Source organism: Micromonospora sp. LZ34, assembly GCF_052981855.1.
In genome coordinates this window covers 75,689-94,150 of record NZ_JBRIQN010000026.1, presented here as the reverse complement: position 1 = coordinate 94,150, position 18,462 = coordinate 75,689, and the positions used below count along the sequence as shown (strand labels likewise).

At 70.0% G+C, this 18,462-nt stretch carries 15 protein-coding genes; 5 read left to right on the top strand and 10 right to left on the bottom strand.

Annotation, left to right across the window (positions count from 1 at the left end; genetic code table 11):
- Positions 1-62 precede the first annotated feature (62 nt).
- Positions 63-710 (bottom strand): TetR/AcrR family transcriptional regulator, encoded by a 648-nt coding sequence (locus ACVCAH_RS24800; RefSeq protein ID WP_447138599.1) that lies wholly within the window; start codon positions 708-710, stop codon positions 63-65.
- 220 nt (positions 711-930) lie between these two features.
- Between ACVCAH_RS24800 and ACVCAH_RS24795 the strand changes: the two genes are divergently transcribed.
- Genes ACVCAH_RS24795 through mhpA form a run of 5 tightly spaced genes read left to right on the top strand, consistent with a single transcriptional unit; the run spans position 931 to position 6,692 of the window.
- On the top strand, positions 931-1,989 hold the full coding sequence (locus ACVCAH_RS24795; RefSeq protein WP_447138598.1) for a VOC family protein: 1,059 nt from the start codon (positions 931-933) through the stop codon (positions 1,987-1,989).
- Positions 1,986-2,924 (top strand): fumarylacetoacetate hydrolase family protein, encoded by a 939-nt coding sequence (locus ACVCAH_RS24790; RefSeq protein ID WP_447138597.1) that lies wholly within the window; start codon positions 1,986-1,988, stop codon positions 2,922-2,924. The genes ACVCAH_RS24795 and ACVCAH_RS24790 overlap by 4 nt, the downstream gene beginning before the upstream one ends.
- Positions 2,921-4,804 (top strand): acyl-CoA synthetase, encoded by a 1,884-nt coding sequence (locus ACVCAH_RS24785; protein ID WP_447138596.1) that lies wholly within the window; start codon positions 2,921-2,923, stop codon positions 4,802-4,804. Before ACVCAH_RS24790 ends, ACVCAH_RS24785 begins: the two co-directional genes overlap by 4 nt.
- Positions 4,801-5,157 (top strand): DoxX family protein, encoded by a 357-nt coding sequence (locus ACVCAH_RS24780; protein ID WP_447138595.1) that lies wholly within the window; start codon positions 4,801-4,803, stop codon positions 5,155-5,157. Before ACVCAH_RS24785 ends, ACVCAH_RS24780 begins: the two co-directional genes overlap by 4 nt.
- Entirely contained in the window at positions 5,154-6,692 is a 1,539-nt protein-coding gene (gene mhpA, locus ACVCAH_RS24775) for a bifunctional 3-(3-hydroxy-phenyl)propionate/3-hydroxycinnamic acid hydroxylase MhpA (RefSeq protein ID WP_447138594.1), read from the top strand. Before ACVCAH_RS24780 ends, mhpA begins: the two co-directional genes overlap by 4 nt.
- A 229-nt stretch (positions 6,693-6,921) precedes the next feature.
- On the opposite strand, the gene ACVCAH_RS24770 is transcribed toward mhpA, so the two are convergent.
- The 9 genes from ACVCAH_RS24770 to ACVCAH_RS24730 all read right to left on the bottom strand — a co-directional run bounded on the left by ACVCAH_RS24770 (position 6,922) and on the right by ACVCAH_RS24730 (position 18,404).
- Positions 6,922-9,510 (bottom strand): NPCBM/NEW2 domain-containing protein, encoded by a 2,589-nt coding sequence (locus tag ACVCAH_RS24770; RefSeq protein ID WP_447138593.1) that lies wholly within the window; start codon positions 9,508-9,510, stop codon positions 6,922-6,924.
- Between the two features lie 270 nt (positions 9,511-9,780).
- Positions 9,781-11,712, bottom strand: a complete 1,932-nt coding sequence (locus ACVCAH_RS24765; protein WP_447138592.1) for a glycoside hydrolase family 97 catalytic domain-containing protein — start codon at positions 11,710-11,712, stop codon at positions 9,781-9,783.
- 730 nt (positions 11,713-12,442) lie between these two features.
- On the bottom strand, positions 12,443-13,126 hold the full coding sequence (locus tag ACVCAH_RS24760) for a FadR/GntR family transcriptional regulator (RefSeq protein ID WP_447138591.1): 684 nt from the start codon (positions 13,124-13,126) through the stop codon (positions 12,443-12,445).
- Between the two features lie 32 nt (positions 13,127-13,158).
- Positions 13,159-14,010, bottom strand: a complete 852-nt coding sequence (locus tag ACVCAH_RS24755; protein ID WP_447138590.1) for an amidohydrolase family protein — start codon at positions 14,008-14,010, stop codon at positions 13,159-13,161.
- Positions 14,007-15,017, bottom strand: a complete 1,011-nt coding sequence (locus tag ACVCAH_RS24750; RefSeq protein ID WP_447138589.1) for an aldo/keto reductase — start codon at positions 15,015-15,017, stop codon at positions 14,007-14,009. Before ACVCAH_RS24750 ends, ACVCAH_RS24755 begins: the two co-directional genes overlap by 4 nt.
- Positions 15,014-15,325, bottom strand: a complete 312-nt coding sequence (locus ACVCAH_RS24745) for an L-rhamnose mutarotase (RefSeq protein ID WP_447138588.1) — start codon at positions 15,323-15,325, stop codon at positions 15,014-15,016. The genes ACVCAH_RS24750 and ACVCAH_RS24745 overlap by 4 nt, the downstream gene beginning before the upstream one ends.
- A gap of 18 nt (positions 15,326-15,343) precedes the next feature.
- Positions 15,344-16,117 carry an SDR family NAD(P)-dependent oxidoreductase gene (locus ACVCAH_RS24740; protein WP_447138587.1) on the bottom strand — a complete coding sequence of 258 codons (774 nt, stop codon included), beginning with the start codon at positions 16,115-16,117 and terminating at the stop codon, positions 15,344-15,346.
- Entirely contained in the window at positions 16,117-17,532 is a 1,416-nt protein-coding gene (locus tag ACVCAH_RS24735; RefSeq protein ID WP_447138586.1) for an L-fuconate dehydratase, read from the bottom strand. The genes ACVCAH_RS24740 and ACVCAH_RS24735 overlap by 1 nt, the downstream gene beginning before the upstream one ends.
- A complete protein-coding gene (locus tag ACVCAH_RS24730; protein WP_447138585.1) occupies positions 17,529-18,404 on the bottom strand; it encodes a fumarylacetoacetate hydrolase family protein in 876 nt (291 codons plus the stop codon). The genes ACVCAH_RS24735 and ACVCAH_RS24730 overlap by 4 nt, the downstream gene beginning before the upstream one ends.
- Between the last annotated feature and the right edge of the window lie 58 nt (positions 18,405-18,462).

Here is an 18,462-nt window from a genome sequence, read left to right as displayed (position 1 = left end):
GGTGCGCGAGGCGGCCGCTTCGTAGGTGCGGGCGGCGGCCGCTTGGGCGGATGGACGTCGGTCTACGGACGGAGGCCGTCGAGGTCGGGCAGCGGGCGTTGGCAGATCTCGTGAGCCTCGTCAGGCGCTAGGCCGAGCGTGCGCAGCAGGTCCTCGGTGACCTGGTCGGTGGCTCGGGCGTCGTCGCGCTCGGGGTGGTCGTGCAGCAGTTGCCCGAGGACCAGCGCGGCGCCGGCAACGATCACCATCGCCAGCTCGGGGTCGCGTACGCTGAACCGCCCGGCACGGACGCCGTCTTCGATGTCGCGCAGGGCTCGCGGCGCGAGTCCCTTGTCGGAGCCAGCCAGGGCCAGGCCGTTGCTGAGCAGCACCTTGCTCAGCTCGGGACTCCGGCGATGGAGGCGTCCGGTCAACCGGAAGCTCTGCGCGAAGACATGGGCCGGGTCGTCCAAGCCCACTGTCAGCTCGTCGAGCAGGGCGCCGTAGCGCTCGAGGGCGTCCTCCACCGCGGCCTGGTAGAGCTGCTCCCTGCTGTCGAAGTGGTTGTAGAACGACCCCATCCCCACGTCCGCGGCCTGGGTGAGCTCGAGGATCGGGACGTTCTGCTTGCCCGCCGCGATGAAGGTCTGGGCCGCGCGAACGAGCGCCGATCGGGTGTGCGCCTTACGCCGTTCCAGGCGGTTAGGGGCATGCCTGGTCTGTTGCGCCATGCCTACTTGTCCACCTCTCCCAAGGTCGGTCTGCGCCTACCTTAACCCCGGCGACCCTCAGATATGACGGAATCGTCATCCGCGCTTGACTGACGCTACACTCGTAAGTGACGATTTCGTCAGCTGCTTGGGGAGGGACGGGAAATGATCGAGCGGCACGACCCGCACACGGGTCTGCACAGCGAGCAGGGTGCGCTGCCCGGGCGAGCACCCGGGGAGGGTGCGCAACCCCCTTATCAAGGTGCACGACCTGGCCTGGCTGGAGTTCGAGAAGCCCGATCTTGAGCGGGCTGAGTTGTTCGCCAGGGCCTTCGGCTTCACCACGTCGTTGCGTACCGCCACCGAGCTGCACCTGCGGGGCACGGACCCGGGCTCGCCCTGCGTGCTCATCCGCCGGGGCCCCCGGTCACGGTTCATCGGCCCCGCCTTCCGGGCTGCCGAGCCGGAGGACGTGCTGCGGCTTGCCGATGCGACCGGCACGGCGATCGCCCCGCTGCCAGAGAGCCTGGGCGGGGTGACGGTGGATCTGGTCGACCCGAGCGGGGCGCGGGTACGCGTGGTCGCGGACACGCACGAGCTCCCCGCGCTGCCCACGCAGGCGCCCCTGCCGTTCAACTTCGGGCACGACGTGACGCGGGTGAACGCCGTCCAGCGGCCACCGCCGGAGCCGACCAAGGTGCAGCGGCTCGGTCACGTCGTGCTGCAGACGACCCGGTACCTGGAGACGCTCAACTGGTATCTCAAGCACCTGGGCCTGATCGTCAGCGACTTCCTCTACCACCAGGGGCAGCGCGAGCGCGGCCCGACCATGAGCTTCATCCGCTGCGACCGCGGCAGTACGCCCACCGACCATCACACGCTCGCGATGACCCTCGGCCCGGCCAACCGGTACGTGCACTCGGCCTACCAGGTCCCGGACCTCGACTCGCTGGCCGCCGGCGGGGAGTACCTGCTCGACCGGGGCTACCAGCGGTCCTGGGGGATCGGCCGGCACATCCAGGGCAGCCAGATCTTCGACTACTGGCGGGACCCGGACGGCTTCCTGGTCGAGCACTTCAGCGACGGCGACCTGTTCGACTGCACGCTCGAGCCGGGCTGGGCGCCGATGAGCGCCTCCGGGCTCGCCCAGTGGGGTCCGCCCGCCACCAAAGACTTCCTCGGCATGAAACCCGGCCGGGAAGCACTTCGCGAACTGCGCGCGGTCGTCGGTGCGCTGCGTGAGGACAACGAGTTCGACCTCCACCGCCTGCGCGGCCTGATGAAAGCAGCCACCTCATGAGCACCTCCGTCCTGCGCACCGCCGACGCCTGGTGGGTGCTCACCCGCACCGGCGCCGCCAAGGTGAACACCAGCGCCACCACCACCGCCGAACTGCTGGCCGACCGGCAGGCGATCATCGCGGCCGGGGCGAGCAGCGACACCGTCCCGGTCGACCGCCTCGCCCTGGTCTCCCCGGTGACGGTGCCCTGCCGCGTCGTCGCCCAGATGACGAACTTCGCCTCCCACGTCAAGGACACCAACGGCAATCCCGAGACCGTCCCCCTGACGTTCTTCCGAAAGACCTCGGGCTCGATCAGCGGCCCGTTCGCCGACCTGGTCCGCCCCGCCCACGTGCGGCTGCTGGATTACGAGGTCGAGATCGGGCTGGTCTTCGGCCGCGAGATGCCGGTCGGCACGACGGTCACCGCGGACAACCTCGCCGACTACGTCGCGGGGCTAGTGGTCACCAACGACATCTCGGCACGCGACGTCCAGCTGCCCAAGACCCAGTTCTACGAGGCCAAGTCCTACCCGACCTTCACCCCGGTCGGCCCCGCGCTGCTGCTGCTCGACGCCGACGAACTCAAGCGGTTCACCGACCTGCGGCTGAAGCTGTGGGTCAACGGAGAGCTCCGGCAGAACATGACGGCCGCCGACATGATCTATCTGCCGGTCCAGGCGCTGCAGGCGCTGACCCGCTTCCAGCGGATCGACCCGGGTGACCTGCTGCTGACCGGGACACCCGTCGGGACGGCTCTGAGCGCACCGCCGAAGCCGGTCGAGATCATCGCCTCGCTGCTGCCGCCCGCGGTGAAGTGGAAGATGTTCTTCAAGGGACAGGCCCGGAACCCCAAGTACCTCAAGGACGGCGACGTCGTCGAGGCCACCGTCGCCACCGACGACGGCGCGATCGACCTGGGCCGACAGCGCACCGTCGTGAGGTACGCCCAATGACCGGACCCCAGCTGTGGCCGGACTACGCCACGCCCGCCGACCTCGCCGCAATCGAGGCCGTGCCGCTCGAGGCGCGAGGCCTGCCCGAATCGACCTACGCGCTGCTCGCGCGAGCGGCGACCCGCTGGCCGGACCGCACGGCGGTCACTGTCCTGCCCGACGGCACCCGCTGGCGTGAGCCGCTACGCCGGACCTTCTCCGAACTCCTGGCCGATATCCACCGGGTTGCGAACCTGCTCCACGACCTCGGGGTGCGGCGGAATGACGCGGTCGCCCTGATGTCGCCCAACTGCGCCGAGCTGATCACCGCGACGCTGGCCGCGCAGCTCGCCGGGATCGCGGCGCCGCTGGGCGGCGGACTGTCACGGCAGCACCTCGCCGAGCTCCTCCGGCGCTGTGGCGCCCGCGTACTGGTCACGGCCGGGCCCGAGCTCGCGCCGGACATGTGGGACACCGCGCAGGCGCTCGCCCGCAACGGCCTGCTCGACGCGATCCTCGTGCTGCGGCCCACCGAGGCGCCGGGCACACCCCAACCGCTGCCGGCCGTCGGCGGCGTACGCGTCGGCTACCTCGGCGAGCTTGCCGCAGCGAAGGACCCGTCCGCCTTCGACGGTGAGCTGCCCGGATCCGCCGACCTGGCCGCGATGTTCCACACCGGTGGCACCACTGGCGCGCCGAAGCTGGCCGCGCACACGCACGCCAACGAGGTCGCCGACGCGTGGATGCTGGCCGCCAGCTCCCTGTTCGACGAGGAGAGCGTGGTCTTCGCGGCCCTCCCGCTGTTCCACGTGAACGCGCTCGTCGTCACCCTGCTGGCGCCCCTGTTCAAGGGACAGACCGTGGTGTGGGCCGGTCCATCGGGCTACCGCGACCCCGCACTGTTCGGCGCGTTCTGGAAGATCGTCGAGCACTACCGGATCGCCGCCATGAGCGCGGTGCCCACCGTGTACGCCGTACTGGCGCAGGTCCCGATCGACGCCGACATCAGTAGCCTGCGGTCTCCGATGGTGGGGGCCTCGCCGCTGCCCGCCGCAATCCGGGACAACTTTCAGGCCCACACCGGGATAACCCTGGTCGAGGGCTACGGGCTGACCGAGGCGACGTGCGCGAGCGCACGTACCTTCCCCGACGCGTTGCGGCCGGGCTCGGTCGGGCAGCGCCTGCCCTACCAGCGGGTGCGGGTGGTCGCCGCGGACGGCACGTGGGAAGACCGACCCGTCGGCGCGAACGGCGTCCTGGCGATCAGCGGTCCGACAGTCTTCGCCGGCTACGTCACCGACCGTGACGAATACGGCCCCGTCCTCGACGGACTCGGCAAGCTCGTCGACGGCTGGCTGGACACCGGGGACCTCGCGCGCGTTGACGAGGACGGCTTCGTCTACCTCGCCGGCCGGGCCAAGGACCTCATCATCCGCGGCGGACACAACATCGACCCCGCGATCATCGAGGACACGCTGCTGACCCACCCGCAGGTCACCGCGGCCAGCGCGGTCGGGCGCCCCGACGTCCACGCCGGCGAGGTGCCCGTCGCCTACGTCACCCTCATACCCGGCGCCACCGTGACAGAAGACGACCTACGTGACTGGGCAAGCGACCGGGTGCCCGACCGCGCAGCCGCGCCCAAGACTGTGACGATCCTCGACGAACTGCCCGTCACCGCCGTGGGCAAGCTGTACAAGCTCGCCCTGCGGAGGGACGCCGCCCGCGCGGAACTCCGCGCCACGCTCGACCAGATCGCCAAAATACAGGACATCCAGGCCGCGATCGAGGGCAGCTCCATCGTGGCCACCGTGAAAGTTCATTCCTCTGCTCAGGAGGAGGCCGTCAAGGCGATCCTGGGCCGGTATGCCATTGAATGGCGATTGGTGGTTGTCTCATGACGCTCGCTGCGGCCATCCTCGCGCTGCTGCTCACGCTGATCTTCTCCGCCCTGGGCACGGCCAAGATGCTGGCCCTGCAACCGATGCGTGCGCTGGCCGCGGAGGCCGGTTTCTCCGTCGCGGCCTATCGCCGCATCGGCCTGCTCGAGGTCGCAGCGGTGATCGGGCTGCTCATCGGCCTGGTCCAACCGCTGATTGGCATCCTCGCCGGTGCCGGGCTGCTCCTCCTGCTCGGCGGAGCCCTGGTCGTGCACCTGCGCAAGGGAGACGGCCCACGCAAGTACGCCCCAGCCGTCGTCTGCGGAATCCTGGTCGCCGCCTACCTCGTTCCTCAGGTGCTGGCCACACAATGAGCGTCGTTCCGGTAGTGATCGTCGGCGCGGGCCCCACCGGGCTCACCGCCGCTACGCTGCTCGCCCAGCACGGCGTGGAGTGCCTGATCCTCGACCGGTGGGAGTCGGTCTATCCCCTGCCCCGCGCCGTCGCCCTCGACGACGAGGTCCACCGCATCCTGGCGCGCCTCGGGCTCCGGGACGAGTTCGCCGCCATCTCCAGGCCACACCGGGGCCTGCGACTGGTCGACCGGACCATGCGGGTGCTGGCCGAGTTTCAGCGCGACGCGGCACAGGGCCGGCACGGCTATCCCCAGGGGAGCATGTTCGACCAACCGGAGCTGGAGGCGATCCTCCGTCGGAACCTCACGAAGTACAGCAGCGCCACCCTGCGCGGCAGCATCGAGGTCACCACGCTAACCCAGGACGCCGACGGCGTACGGCTCGACGTGACCGACACGGCCACCGGCGAGCACCAGGTCGTCCGCGCGGCGTACGTCCTGGGTTGCGACGGCGCCAACAGTCTGACGAGGGCCGCGATCGGCGCCAGCATGCAGGACCTGGGGTTCACGCAACGCTGGCTCGTCGTCGATGTGGTCACCGAGGCCGACCTCGGCCAGTGGGAAGGCGTGCACCAGCTCTCCGACCCGGCCCGCGCCGGCACGTACATGCGAGTCGGGAAGACCCGCTACCGCTGGGAGTTCCGGCTGGCGCCCGGTGAAACCGCCGACGACTTCCGCGACATGACCCGGCTGCATCCGTTGATCTCGCCATGGACGGGGAACATCCCCGCCGGGGAGCTGGAGGTCGTCCGTGCGGCCGAGTACACCTTTCGCGCGCAGGTCGCCGACCGGTGGCGTGACCGCCGGGTGTTCCTGTTGGGCGACGCCGCCCACCTCACCCCACCGTTCATCGGCCAGGGCATGGGAGCCGGGGTGCGCGACGCGATGAACCTCGCCTGGAAACTCGCCGGCGTGCTCGACGGGTCCCTGCCCGAGACCGCGCTCGGCACGTACCAGATCGAACGTAAGCACCACGCCCGCGCCATGATCAGGCTGGCGAAGGTGATGGGCACCGCCATGACGGCCGGCGGCAGAGTGGGCGACATCATCCGCCGCGCGGTGGCGCCGCGCCTGCACCTCGTACCCCTTCTCAAGGACCTGGCCACGGACAGCGAGACACCCGCGCTGCGCCGGTCCGCTCTGGTGCTGCGGCCACGTCTGCGCCGCGCCCTCGCGGGCCGACTGTGCCCGAACGCCATCCTCGACGGCGAGCGTCGCCTCGACGACGTGGCCACGGGGCGCTTCGCGATCGTCACGTCCACCGAGCCGCCCACCGCCCTACAAGCGGACATCGAACGGTGCGGAGCAGTTTTCATCACTGCCCGGCCCGGAAGCGAACTGCACCGATGGCTGAGGAACGGCCGCGCCCACGCAGCAATCGTCCGCCCAGACGGCACAGTCCTCAGTGCCGGCCGCGACCTGTCCGCGTTCTCCACCATCCTGCTCGGCTTGAAAGGGAACCGCTCCCGCCCGACGACGAACACCGGCGGGTAGCCGTCAGACATCAGCGGCGTGCCGGGGGTATGGGCCCCTCAGCGCCTGGCGCGACGTCACAGCCCGGCCGGGCCGGCCCCGACGACGATCAGTCACCAGCGCCGTCATCGCGGTGAGGACCCGGCGGCGTTGAAGCGGCGACCTCATGCGACTGCAGGCGAAGCGACTGGACCGGCGGCCACGTCGCGGGCGGGAAGGATCGAGGTCGACTCCCCGCCCGCAGCGCTCGTCAGCTCCCCGGGAGGCGGATGACCTTTGCGTCGGCCCAGTCTGCGTGGTCGCTGTTATTCGTATTGCCGGCATCCGTGACCCTCAGCACGAGCTGCTCGACACCGAGGACGTCGAGTTCGACGCGCTGCGGTGGCGAGTACGGCTGCGCGCGCATGAGCCCGCTGTCGTACACGACCTCGCCGTCGGCGAGTACCTGGAAGACAATCGACGCGTTCGGCGAGGTGCGCTGCACGTCGTCGATGCCGACGATCGCGACGAACCTGGTGTCCGCCGGTTCGAGGTCGTAGACGATCTCGGAGTTCGCGTGCGTGCCGATGCCCTTGGCGTACCCGATGCCGCCGATGCTGATCGGGTTCCCCGACACAGCGCGGTCCTTCTGCACCGATCGCCACCCGGCTGTCGCCGAGACCCAGTCACGGTCGCTGAGGTACTCGACGGGGCCGTCGGCGGGCGCCGCCTGCTCCTCGACGACCGTTCCCGGCCCCTCGCCGACCTCATTCGTCGACGTCACCTTGTACCGGTAGGGCCCGCCAGCTGCGTCGCGATCAAGGAAGGAGCCGCCCGTCTGCCCGGTCGCGATGGCCGTGAAGTCGTCGTGTCCCGCCTGCGCGCGGTAGATCGTCGACTCCAGCGCGCCCTCGGGCGCCGTCCAGGTGACGCCGACGCGGTCCCCGACGCGGTACGCGCCGACCGGGGACGGCGCCTTCGGTGCGGCCGTAGGCATGGTGCGGAGGCGCCACTCTCCGCCGGGCACCACCAGCTCCTGCCCGGTGCGCGGGTTCACGGCCGTCACCTCCCAGTAATAGGCTCGCCCGGCATCGAGCGAATCGATCGTCGCGGTCGGCTCCCTGACCGTGGCCTCAGCGACGACGTCGGTCATCGCCGCGTCGCGAGCGACCTGCAGCCGGTATTCCCTCGCGTTGACCGCGGGCTCCCAGGCGAAGGTCACACCCTCGGCGGGCACGCCTGTCGCGCCGTCGACGGGCGAGAGCAGTGCGTAGTCCTGCGGGTGGGTGACGATGAGGTCGCCGTGCCGGTTCGGGCTCACGTCGCCGCTCGTAGTAACGGTGACCGACCCGCCGACGGGAACCGTCAGCGTGACCTGGGAGAGCGCACGGCCGTTCACGTGCACGTGTTCGGGCTTTACGGGTCTGCCGTCGACCTTGAGCTTCGGCCAGCCGCCCGGGAACTGCACGGTGACCTCGAGCGGTTGCGGTCCGTCGTTGTGGTTGACGACCGTCTTCGTCGTGCCGTCGTGGCGCACGCCGAAGTCGTGCTCGCCTACCTGGATGTGGTCGAGATCGAGCCATCCGATCTCCGCGGGCAGGTGCGAGCGTACTGACACCGCATGCTCGGGAGCGTTCGGCCGGACCCCGGCGAGTCCTTCGACGGTCTGCGACACGAGCGTGTAGCTCGTCTCGGGGTAGTCGCCGTTCGTGCCCTGCGTGGGGACCTCGTGGGGGAGGTGGAGCTTGGAGATGATGTCCTTCATCCATGTCCACGCCTGCTCGTCGAAGCCGTAGTTGAAGAGCGCGTCGGGCACGTAGGTCGTCGCCTCGATGTTCGGGGGCCGGTCCTCGACGTACATGCGGTCGAGAAACTTGAGGTAGTCCCAGGTGCGCTTGTCGTCGGCGTCGAGGAACTCCTTGACGGCGTAGAAGACCGAGTTCTCGCGTCCGAAGCCGGTGTACGGTTCGTTCGCCGGGCCGCGGCCGCGCACGTACTCCCAGGCGTCACGGATGACGCCCCATTCGTCTTCGAAGTACTGCTTGAGCGCCGCGGCCTTGTGCTCGAAGGTCGCCGCAGTCTCGAGATCGCCCTTCTGCCGGGCGAGGTACGCGTAGGCGAGGTACGCGCGGTACTGGGAGGCGAGCCCGTCCCCGGCTTCGATCACCGCGTGGTCGCTGCGTTCGTTGTAGCTGGCGGCGCCCTGGAAGATGCCGCGGCCGGTGCCCTCGGCGATGCCGTTGGGCAGCTGCGTGTCGTGGAGCGCGACGAAGTCGGTCACCGCCTTGCTGTAGTACTGCCAGAGCACGGGGTCGTCGAGGTAGTCGGCATCGCCCGTCCAGCGGTACTGCTCCTCGGCCTCCTGCACGAGCTCGAACACCGCGGGCACTTCCCGCACGAAGTTCGTGTCACTGCGGTAGTCCACACTGTACGGGCTGCCGTCGAAGTTCAGCGCCCAGAGCGGATACCACTTGCGCGCCTCGTTCGCGGTGGCCGCGAAGGCGGTGAGCATCGACTTGTTCTCCTCCTCGAGGCCGAGCAGGTGACCGCCCGCGGCCTGGTGGACGAAGTCGCGCGAGTAGAAGGCGGTGCGGTGGGCGTAGCCCGCCCAGTACGACGGGATGTAGTCGGCTTCGCCCGTGCCGGGGTTGGTGCCGTTCCCGTTCACCGGGCCGCGCTTGCCGGTCTGCACGTGCTCCCGTGCACGCAACTTGGCCCAGTTGACGGCGTCGGCGAGCTGCTGCGAGGAACTCGCGATCGTGATCATCTCCTCTTCCAGCGCGGCCGTGGTCACTGCGCTCGCAGCGCGGGCCGGAACGACGCCCACCGGCGCGAGCAGCAGTGACGCGAGCACGGCCACGGCCGCGCCGATGGTGCGCCGCCTCGACGGCGGACGGCCTGGTGGTGGTTTACGCATGGCGCTCCTCCTCGGAAACTCGCGGTGCGTATCCACGCGCGGCACGCGCGGATCGGTCGAACTGGCGGACCGCCTGGTCGGCGTCGCGACGACCGGCTGCGTCACGGTCGTGAGCGGCGGGCCCGTGTGGGCGGACCCGGTCGTGCCGTCGGATGAGACGCGTGCGATGCCGGACCGGCTCGCCGGTCCGGCATCGCACTCGACCGCAGACGGCTACGGCCGGTCGCAGGTGGTGATCTTCGCGTGCCACCGGCACGCCACGCCAGCGAAGCCGCCGTCGGCGATCACGCCGACGGGCAGGGTGTCACCGGCCGACACGACCCGCTGGCTGCGCACGAGCCCGCCCTCCCCGTCGGTGACGAGCTCCACCAACCACGGTCCGGCCGGCAGGTCCAGCGGCACGTTCACGGTCCGGGCGGCGCCTGCGAAACTCCCGCCCAGGAACCAGCGTTGTCCGCTCCGACGTGCGAAGACTGCGCTGTCGGCCGGACGGCCGGCGAGCAGTTTGGTCTCGTCCCAAATCGTCGGCACCTGTTCGAGGAAGCGCACCGCCTCCGGCCGCGCCTCGTACGACTCCGGGGTGCCGGCCAGGTTCTGCAGACCTGACTCGAAGATGACCGACAGCCCCAGCTCGTGGGCGTCGGAGGTGGGCCGGCTGCGGTGGAACGCCATCGGTGTGTAGTCCATCGAGCCGACCACGTTACGGGTGAAGGGCAGCGCGGTGATGTGGCTCGTGGTCAGGGTGCGCTTCTCCGCCCCGTGCACGCCCTCCATCGTCATGACATGAGGCCAGGCACGATGAATGCCCTTCGGGATGTTCGAGCCGTGGAAGTTCACCAGCAGCTTGTTCTCTGCGGTGGCGGGAAGGATTTCGTCGTACCACCGGAGGCGCTCCTGCGACTCGGAGTCCATGAAGTCGATCTTGACGCCCTTGACTCCCCACTCGTGCAGCGTCGGCAGCCACTCGGACCGCTCCTGCGCGGTGTCGAGGTCCCGGTAGTGGATCCATACGAGGATGTCGACGTTCCGCTCCCCCGCGTAGCGGACGAGCTCCGGTATCCAGCTGTTGGTGCGCCAGTTCGGGTCGGTGACGTCCCACTGCTGGGGGTCGAAGTACCAGCCGGCGTCCACCGCGACGTACGGCCACCCGCGCTCGGCCGCGTAGTCGACGTAACCCTTCTGCATCTCCAGGCTCTGCCCGGCCGCCCGGCCGCCGGCCAGCCAGGTCCAAAGCACCTGGCCCGGGCGGATCCACGAGGTGTCGGCGAGCCGTGACCGCGGCGCCAGATCATCCACCAGCGTCGAGGTGACCAGGGTGTCGAGATCACCCACGGCCATCACCCGCCATGGCGTCGCCAGCGGCCCGTTGACGAGCACCTCCGGGTCCCACAGCTTCACCCGATACGTGCCGGTGCCGTCGTGCACCAGGCTGCCGCCGGAGTAGCGGCCGTCCAGGCCGGACTCAGCGAGCATCAGATAGGTGCCGTCGACGTCGAACAGCGCCGGGGTCATGTACTCCCGGTCATCGGCGGTGGCCGCGGTGGTCTGGACGAAGGGGTTCTCGTAGTCGCGGCGGTGGTTCGCCAGCCAGGCGGTGCTGTCGTCGGGGACGTCGAAGGCGGACGCCTCCCCGAGCACCGACCCGTAGTTCTCCGGCAGTTCGTAGCGGTAGGCGACACCGTCGGCGGCGACCCGGACGACCAGGTCGAGCCGGGCGCCCTCCTCGCCGGCGAAGCGGAACCGGGCCTCTCGGAAGATCGCGAGCCGCTTCAACTGCTTGCCCACAGTGCTGGTGTAGTGCTCGACCACGGGGCGGTCCTGACGGCCGAGGAACCGCAGCCCCCGGGTCAGGTCGGCGTCGGCGGTCCTGATCCCGAGCGGACTGGGTTGCAACACGGTGCGACCGTTGCGGGACAGGCCCAGCAGGACCTGGCCCGTCTCCGCGTCGTGGACCAGGTTCGCCCGTGGCCCGTTGCCGGGCAAGGCTGTCGTGACGGTCCAGGTCGACGTGGCCGCCCGGGCTGGTGTCGTCGAGAGGGTGCCGGCGAGCAGCGCGGCCGCGAGCGTGGCCGCGAGGGCCGCGACTCTGGACGCGCGATGTCGCGGGTCCGAAGGCGACGCCGTCGGGGGTGGCGCGTGGGTCATCGGGCTCTCCTTGGTGATGAGGTTCGGCGGGACACCGCGATCAGCCAGCGCAGTGGATCTTGGCTGGGTGTACGTGCTGCGGGCGGGTCATACCGGAGCACCAGCCCGGGATACGGAATCCCGGTTCCCAGGAGCATCGCTGGCAGCTACCGGCGATGCGGCGGCGGCGCCGGAAACCATGCCGAGGGTTGCGCAGCGCACGGCGATGGTGAGACCTGCCGATTTCCGTCGACTCATGGGAAGCTCCCGCGTCGCCACAGATACATCCGAGGTGTTCCCGAGAGTAACGGCCGCAACAGTCATTTTCAAGCATCGATGCATCGTTTAGATCCGATGTTTGGGCCGCCAGCCGCGCGCCCGTCCACAGCGAACGTGGCCAATGAGCGGTGGGTTCCGGGCGCGTGGAGAGTCGCTGCCGGACGGCGAACCAGGGCCCGCCGGCGGGAGTCAAAACCCCTCAACGCCGCGCGGCGGACACCGCCAACGCGGGGCCGAACCGTCCCGTGCACCTCGGCACCCGGCAAGCCGCCGGCAGGCGCTACTCGGACCTCGCGCTCGCCGCGGGCCTGCTGATCGACGTCCTCACCGATCCAACGACCTCGGCTCGACGAGCAGCACATCCTGGCCGGCCTGCTCGTGCTGCCCCACGCCAGGGAGCCCGGGCCCCCCTTTCCCGCCAGTGCGTCCGCCGCCCGCCGGCGACGCGTCGGCAGCCCCGCAGTCGGGACCGTCAGACGATGCGGCGCAGCCACTCCTCCACACCCGCGATGTGGACCGTCGCCCAGGATCGAGCCAGCTCGGGCTGCCGGGAGGCGATTGCCTCCAGAATCGCGGCGTGCTGTTCGCGGGTCTTGTGGACCGCGCCTTCCTGGGTCAGTCCGCGCCAGATCCGAGCGCGGGTGGTCGGGCCGGAGAGGCTGTCGAGCAGCGAGGTCAGCACCTTGTTGCCCGCGCAGGCCGCGATCTGCCGATGGAACTCCAGATCGTTGGCGACGAGTTCGTCGATGCTCGGATCGTCGCTGAGCGCGTCGAGGACGGTGCGGAGTTTGCCGAGTTCCTCGTCGCTGATCCGCTGCGCCGCAAGGGCGGTGGCGGCCGGCTCCAGGATGCGGCGTACCTCCAGGAACTGCAGGACGGTGTCGTCGCGGTGGAAGTCGACGACGAAGCTCAACGCGTCGAGCAACATCGCCGGGTCCAGGCTGGTCACGTACGTCCCGTCGCCCTGGCGTACATCAAGCACCCGGATCAGTGAGAGCGCCTTGACCGCCTCGCGCAGTGAGTTGCGAGACAAACCGAGCCGCTCGGCGAGGTCAGGCTCGCGGGGTAGCCGGTCACCCGGGCGCAGTTCTCCGGCGACGATCATCTGCTTGATCTTGTCGATCGCTTCGTCGGTGACCGCCACGCGTTCCTTCACCATCCTTCCTTACCATGAACAGTGGGACTTGCTCAGGGGCCGATTCGGTAGATCCGCGTCGCGGTGCCACCGAACACCGCCGCCCACTCCCCCACCGACAGCGGCGGCAAAGCCTCGGCCACGGCCGACATCACCGCGCCGTAGCCCGCGGCGAGCCGGCACACGGGCCAGTCCGAGCCGAACATCAGCCGCTCCGCTCCGAACAGCTTCACCGCCTCGGCGATGAACGGGCGCAGGTCCGCGACCCGCCACCGGCTCCAATCCGCCTCGGTGACCAGCCCGGAGAGCTTTGCGGTGACGTTCGGCAGCGCCGCGAGCGCCGCGACCGGAACCGACCATTCGGCCAGGCCGGCCCCGCCGTCGCGGATGCGGGGTTTGCCCAGGTGGTCCAGGACGAAGCGGAGCTCGGGCACGTCTCGGGCGGCCCGGGCCACCGCGGCGAGCTGGTCGACACGGACCACGACGTCGAACGCCAGGCCGGCTGCGGCGATGATACGCAGCCCTCGTCTGACCTGGGGCCGGTCGAGATACTCCGGGTCCGCCTCCGACTGCAGCTGGGGCCGGACGCCCACCAACAGCTTTCCGCCGGGCAGCTGGCGGTAGCCGGCAATGGTGTCGGCGAGCGCCGGGTCGGCCGGGTCGGCCCACGCGACCACCCCTCCGATCGGCAACGAGCCGCTCGCGTACTGGAGCAGGGTGGCCGCCTCGGCGGTGTCGCAGCGTCCGCCCTCGATCAGGATCGTCCGGTCGACGCCGGTGGCCGACAGCTCCGGCTGGAGGTCCTCCGGGAGGAAGGACCTACGGATCGGGGCCAGCTCCGGCTCGTCGAGCCACCGATAGCCGTCGTCGATCCGCCACAGATGGTGATGCGCGTCGACGATCACGGTGTCCCCGTCGGTGCGGTGGGCACCGGTGCGTCCGGGCGCAGCAGCCCCTCGGCGACCAGCTCCGACCAAAAATCGGCCGGCGGTGGTTCGGCCGCTTGCAGGGCCACGTTCCGCCGGACCTGCTCGGGGCGGTGCGCCCCGACCACCAGCGCCGCCACCGCGGGATGTGCGCCGGCGAAGGCGAGCGCCGCGGCTGGCAGCGAGGTGCCGTGCCGGGCGGCGACGTCGGCGATCGCCTTGGCCCGGTCGAGTATCGGGGCGGGCGCGTCGTGGTAGTCGTAGGGCAGGCCTGGTTGCGGCCGGTCCACGGCGAGCAGGCCGCTGTTGAAGACGCTCGCGTTGAGGACGGAGACGCCGCGCCGCTCGCACTCGGGCAGCAGCGTGTCCAGCGCGGGCTGTTCCAGCAGTGTGTAGCGGCCGGCGACCATCACCGTGTCGACGTCGGTCTCGGTGACGAACCGGTGCACGACCTGCCACTGCTTCGACCCGACACCGATCGCGCCGACCACACCCTGCGCCCGAAGGTCGTGCAGCGCCGGATATGCCTGGTTCAACGCCTGCGTCTGGTGGTCCTCCGGGTCGTGGATGAGCACCACGTCGACTCGGTCCAGGCCGAGCCGGGCCAAGCTCGCTTCCAGCGAACGGTGCACCCCGTCGGCGCTGAAGTCCCAGGCCCGCCGGTGGTCGGCCGGCACGTGGAAGCCCTCCGGGTCCCGTCGCGCGGCTCCGGACCGGTCCGGCACGAGCAGTCGCCCCACCTTGGTGCTGACCGTGTACGCATCCCGGGGCAGGCTACGCAGCGCACGGCCCAGCCGACACTCGGAGAGCCCAAGCCCGTAGTGGGGCGCCGTGTCGAAGTATCGAATGCCGCATTCCCAGGCCGACGCCACGACGTCTGCGGCCTCGGCGTCCCCCAGCTCGGTGTAGAGGTTGCCGAGTTGGGCGCAGCCGAGACCCTGCGGACTGACGGCCACCTCGGACCGCCCCAACCTGGCACCGGTCACGGCAGCTCCCACACGAGGCGTAGCCCCGAGTCAGTGCCCGAGTAGTCGTCCTCGACCTCCAGCAACTCCGCCATCCGGGCCTGCCAGGGCACGTTCGCAGGGTGATCGCGCAACTCGCGCCGCATCCGCTGGTAGTCCTCGACGTCGACCAGATGGAACAGGTCGCGCCCGTCGCGCCAGATCCGCCACGAGATCACCCCGGCCCCGCGCAGCGCGCTGTCCAGTTCGGCGGGGATGACCTGGTGGATGGTGTCGTACTCGCTCTCCTTGCCCGGCTTGAGCCGGGTGTGCAGGGCGATCCGTTGCATGAGTGGCAGCTCCTTTCCTTACTGAGGACGATCCGGAGCGGGGCGCGGCCGCAGGCCCTGCATGCCGCCATCAACGGCAAGGACAGTGCCGGTGGTGGACCCGGCGAGCGGGCTGGCGAGGTAGGCCACCGCCGCCGCCACCTCGTGCGCGCTGACCAACCTGCCGATCGGCTGGCGGGCCTGCAACGCGGCCAGCTCCGCCGTCGGGTCCTCGGCGGCGTCCAGCAGCCGACGCACCCACGGGGTGTCCACCGTGCCGGGGTTGACGCAGTTGACCCGGATCCCCTCCCGTAGGTGGTCGGCGGCCATCGCCAACGTCAGCGACTGCACCGCGCCCTTGCTGGCGCTGTAGAGCGCCCGGTCCGGCAGCCCGGCGGTCGCCGCGATGGAGCAGGTGTTGACGATCGCCGCGTGGGAGGAGGCCCGCAGATAGGGCAGTGCGGCGCGGGTCGCCCGGACGACGCCGACCACGTTCACGTCGAGCACCCGGTGCCACTCGTCGTCAGGGTTGGCCTCGACGGTGCCGCGCGCGCCGATACCGGCGTTGTTGATCAAAACATCGATGCCGCCGAGCGCCTCGGCAGCCGCGGCGATGGCCGCGCGCACCGAGGCGTCGTCGGAGACGTCCGCCGCGAAACCGAGCAGCGGCTCGGGCACTGCCTCGGGGTGCAGGTCCAGACAGGCCACCTGCGCGCCACGGTCCGCCAGCAGGGTCGCCGTCGCCAGCCCGATGCCCGACGCCCCGCCGGTCACCACGGCCATCAACCCGGCGAACTCACCCTCGTCGGCCATCACCGTTTCACCTCACCATCGGTCTGGTCGTCCTCGTTGCGGTGCCGGCCATCGCCGCCCCCGCTCACCGTCGGATCGTTCGCGTCGAGCGTCCGACTGGTCGGGTTCACCTCGGCGCCTCCGGCGGACCAGACCAGGCCGTGCGGGAAAACGTACTCGGCCAAGGTCTGCGGCCGGATGGTGGCGCTGAAGCCCGGTGCCGTCGGGGCGAGGTACCGGCCTCGCCACATCACCACCGGATCGACGAAATGTTCATGCAGGTGGTCGACGTACTCGATGACCCGGTCCTGCATCGACCCGGACACGGCGACGTAGTCGAACATCGACAGGTGCTGGACCAGTTCGCAGAGGCCGACGCCGCCCGCGTGCGGGCATACCGGCACACCGAACTTCGCCGCCAGCAGCAGGATCGCGAGAAGTTCGTTGACCCCGGCGACCCGGGCCGCGTCGATCTGCACGTAGGAGATCGCCTCGAGCTGAAGCAGTTGCTTGAAGACGACCCGGTTGGCGATGTGCTCGCCCGTCGCGATCCGGATCGGCGCCAGCTCCCGGGCGATCGTGGCGTGCCCGACGACGTCGTCGGGGCTGGTCGGTTCCTCGATCCAGTACGGGTCGAACGGGGCCAGTTCGCGCACCCAGCTGATCGCCTCCGGCACGTCCCAGCGCTGGTTGGCGTCGACCGCGATGCGGAAGTCCGGCCCGCAGGTCTCCCGGGCGATGCTCATCCGTCGGATGTCGTCGGCCAGATCCGCGCCGACCTTCAGCTTGATCTGGGTGAAGCCCTCCGCCACCGCTTCTTTGCACAGACGGCGCAGCTTGTCGTCGTGGTAGCCGAGCCAGCCGGGCGAGGTGGTGTAGGCCGGGAAGCCCTCGCGCAGCAGCAGTTCCTCCCGCTCTGCGCGCCCGGGTTGCGCGGTGCGCAGGATCCGCAGCGCCTCATCGCGGGTCAGGGCGTCGGTGAGGTAGCGGAAGTCGACCAGCTCGACGATGTCCTCCGGGCTCAACCGGCTAAGCAGCTGCCACAGCGGCAGCCCTTCCCGCTTGGCCCGCAGGTCCCACAGCGCGTTGATCACGGCGGAGATCGCCATGTGCATCACGCCCTTTTCCGGGCCGAGCCAGCGCAGCTGGGAGTCGTGGACGAGCTCGCGCCAGAAGCCGCCGAGGTCGGCCAGGACCGCTTCCACGGACCTGCCGAGCAGGTACGGCCGCAGCGAGGCGATCGCCGCGGCCTGCACCTCGTTGCCGCGGCCGATGGTGAAGGCAAAGCCATGCCCCTCGTGTCCGTCCCCCGCGTCGGTACGCAAAATGAGGTAGGCGGCCGAGTAGTCCGGGTCGGGGTTCATCGCGTCGGAGCCGTCCAACTCGCGCGACGTCGGGAAGCGGACGTCAAAGACCTCGAGGTCGGTGAAGGTCATGCCTGCGCCACCTCCTGGCGCTGGCGCCCCAGTCCGTCTATCTCCAGCTCGACGACGTCGCCCGCGACCAGGTACGGCTTTGGTTCCGGCTGCCCGAGTGCCACTCCCGCCGGCGTGCCAGTGTTGATCACGTCGCCCGGGTAGAGCACCATGAACCGGCTCAGGTAGTGAACGACCTCCGCCACCGGAAAGATCATGTTCCCGGTGTTGCCGTCCTGCCGCAGGTCACCGTTCACCCACAGCCGCAGCCCCAGGTTCTGCGGATCGGGTACCTCGTCGGCGGTGACCAGCCACGGCCCGAACGGGTTGAAGGTCTCGCAGGACTTGCCCTTGTCCCACTGACCGCCACGCTCCAGTTGGAACTCCCGTTCTGAGACGTCGTGGGCTATGGCGTAGCCGGCGACGCAGCCCATCGCCTCCTCGACGCTGGACAGGTAACGAGCGGTGCGTCCGATGACGACGGCAAGCTCGACCTCCCAGTCGGTCTTCGTGCTGCCCCGCGGAACAAGCACCGTGTCGTCCGGTCCCACCACGGTGTCTGGGGCTTTCAGGAAGACGACCGGCTCGGTGGGGAGCGGGGCATTCGTCTCGGCGGCGTGGTCCCGGTAGTTCAAACCGATGCAAACGATCTTGCCGGGCCGCAGCGGTGGTCCGATACGCAGTCCTTCGCCGGCGAGTATCGGCAGCTCGTCAACGGGGAGCTCGGCCAGCCGCCGGATGCCGTCGGTGGCGAAGAACGATGTGTCCAAGTCGTCGATCACCCCGCTGAGGTCGCGCAGTCGCCCGGCCTCGTCGAGCAGCGCCGGGCGCTCCCGTCCTGGTACGCCCACCCGCAACAGCTTCACCCGTCGCCCCCAGAATTCACGTCGCATGTCCAATACATCGGATGTCTATCAGGTCGCCTCAATGCTTACAAGACAGGTTCTCCAG

What these genes read in the sequence shown, in the direction of transcription:
- ACVCAH_RS24735 (WP_447138586.1), bottom strand. Translation starts at nt 17,532, where the DNA reads ATGACCTTCACCGACCTCGAGGTCTTTGACGTCCGCTTCCCGACGTCG.
- ACVCAH_RS24785 (WP_447138596.1), top strand. Translation starts at nt 2,921, where the DNA reads ATGACCGGACCCCAGCTGTGGCCGGACTACGCCACGCCCGCCGACCTC.
- ACVCAH_RS24800 (WP_447138599.1), bottom strand. Translation starts at nt 710, where the DNA reads ATGGCGCAACAGACCAGGCATGCCCCTAACCGCCTGGAACGGCGTAAG.
- ACVCAH_RS24730 (WP_447138585.1), bottom strand. Translation starts at nt 18,404, where the DNA reads ATGCGACGTGAATTCTGGGGGCGACGGGTGAAGCTGTTGCGGGTGGGC.
- mhpA (WP_447138594.1), top strand. Translation starts at nt 5,154, where the DNA reads ATGAGCGTCGTTCCGGTAGTGATCGTCGGCGCGGGCCCCACCGGGCTC.
- ACVCAH_RS24790 (WP_447138597.1), top strand. Translation starts at nt 1,986, where the DNA reads ATGAGCACCTCCGTCCTGCGCACCGCCGACGCCTGGTGGGTGCTCACC.
- ACVCAH_RS24745 (WP_447138588.1), bottom strand. Translation starts at nt 15,325, where the DNA reads ATGCAACGGATCGCCCTGCACACCCGGCTCAAGCCGGGCAAGGAGAGC.
- ACVCAH_RS24740 (WP_447138587.1), bottom strand. Translation starts at nt 16,117, where the DNA reads ATGGCCGACGAGGGTGAGTTCGCCGGGTTGATGGCCGTGGTGACCGGC.
- ACVCAH_RS24765 (WP_447138592.1), bottom strand. Translation starts at nt 11,712, where the DNA reads ATGACCCACGCGCCACCCCCGACGGCGTCGCCTTCGGACCCGCGACAT.
- ACVCAH_RS24780 (WP_447138595.1), top strand. Translation starts at nt 4,801, where the DNA reads ATGACGCTCGCTGCGGCCATCCTCGCGCTGCTGCTCACGCTGATCTTC.